This window comes from Streptomyces sp. URMC 123 (assembly GCF_051386515.1).
Taxonomy (GTDB): Bacteria; Actinomycetota; Actinomycetes; order Streptomycetales; family Streptomycetaceae; genus Streptomyces.
In genome coordinates, this window is sequence record NZ_JBPQTV010000604.1 from 1 (window position 1) to 1,434 (window position 1,434).

A 1,434-nucleotide genomic window follows, 5' to 3' on the forward strand; every position below is an offset into this window, starting at 1 on the left:
GGTGTGCCCGGCCGCCCGCAGCAGCGGCAGGTCCGGGGTCTCGGTCAGCGCGGTCATGGGAGAAGCCGCCTGGTTCGGGGAAGCCTGCCCGGGGGTCGCGGCGAATGCCGTACCCGAGAGAGCGGCGAGGGCAACTCCGGCCAGAATGGCGGCTGTTACGGTGTTTTTGGTCACGACCGGACCAACGACGCAGAAGCGGACAGGGCACGGGGCGGCACCCGTGGTGAGGATGTCGCGCGGGGCGGGTTTCCGCAGTACCGGCGCACTCGTTGGGCCTCGGGCGCCCGTGGTGTCCCGCCGGTGCCGCCTTGTGGCGGCGCGTGGCGCATCCTTGACCGAAGGATGTGGCGGAGTGTCGGGTTATGGGCGGTTCACCGCGATCCAGGAATATGTGCGCCGAAGCGCGTTGCACGCCAGACAAAAGGGGCTAACCGATGAGTGGGTCTGTGTCACCTCACGGCTTCGCTGTCGTACGGGGGCGTGGCTACCGGATCGACCAGGTCGACCGGGCCGTCGCCGCGCTCTCCGCCGAGCGGGACGAGGCGTGGGAGCGGGCGGCGCGGCTCACCGTGCTCGGCAAGGACATGGAGGCGGAGGTCCGGCGGCTGCGCGCCCATGTGGAGCAGTTGCCGCCGCAAACGTATGAATCGCTCGGCGCACGGGCGCAGCAGCTCCTCGCCATCGCCGAGGCCGAGGCGGCGCGGCTGCGCAACGAGGCCGAGGCGGCCGCGCACGAGGCGCGCGAGCGGGCGGCGGAGGCGGCCGACGCGCTGCGGGACGCCGCGCGGGCGGCCTCGGCGCAGGTCCGCGCCGAGGCCGAGACCTGGGCGGAGCGGGCGATCCTGGCCGCGCAGCGGGTCGCCGAGAACGCGCGGGGCGCGGCCCGGCGCGACGCCAAGGAGTGGCGCGACGAGGCGGCCGCCGCGCTCCGCGAGATGCGCGAGCGGACCGCGGCGATGCTCGCCGACCAGGAGAAGGAGCACGGCCAGCGCTGGGAGGCCGCGACCCGGGAGCTGGCGGAGCGCGAGGCCGCGGTCGAGATGTACGAGGCGCAGCTCGCCGAGCGGGCCCAGGACGCGATGGACGAGGCGAAGCGGGTGTACGCGGAGGTGGAGGAGGCCGCGCGGCACGGCCAGGAGGACGCGGACGCGCAGGCCGCCCAGCTCATCGCGCAGGCGCGGGCGCGGGAGGAGCGGATCGAGCGGGAGACGGAGCGGTGCCTGCGCGAGCACGAGGAGCGGCGGGAGGAGGTGCGCGGCCACATGGCGCACGTACGGGCGAGCCTCGCGGCGCTCACCGGCCGCGACGTGGGCGCGGTCCCGGGCCCGTCCACCGAACCGGACGCCTGACCCCCGGCCCTCCCCGGCGGGGCCTTCCCCGGGGAGGCGCTCAGCGGCGGGGGCTCTCAGCGGTGGGGGGCCTCGCGTTCCGGGG

The 1,434-nt window shown here is 75.7% G+C and carries 1 protein-coding gene; it reads left to right on the forward strand.

Annotated features, from left to right (window positions below; translation table 11 throughout):
• Positions 1-434: 434 nt before the first annotated feature.
• Entirely contained in the window at positions 435-1,349 is a 915-nt protein-coding gene (locus ACSNOD_RS31130) for a cellulose-binding protein (RefSeq protein ID WP_436770428.1), read from the forward strand.
• The last annotated feature ends 85 nt before the right edge of the window (positions 1,350-1,434 follow it).

Coding starts and splice junctions, on each gene's coding strand:
- ACSNOD_RS31130 (WP_436770428.1), top strand. CDS start 435: ATGAGTGGGTCTGTGTCACCTCACGGCTTCGCTGTCGTACGGGGGCGT.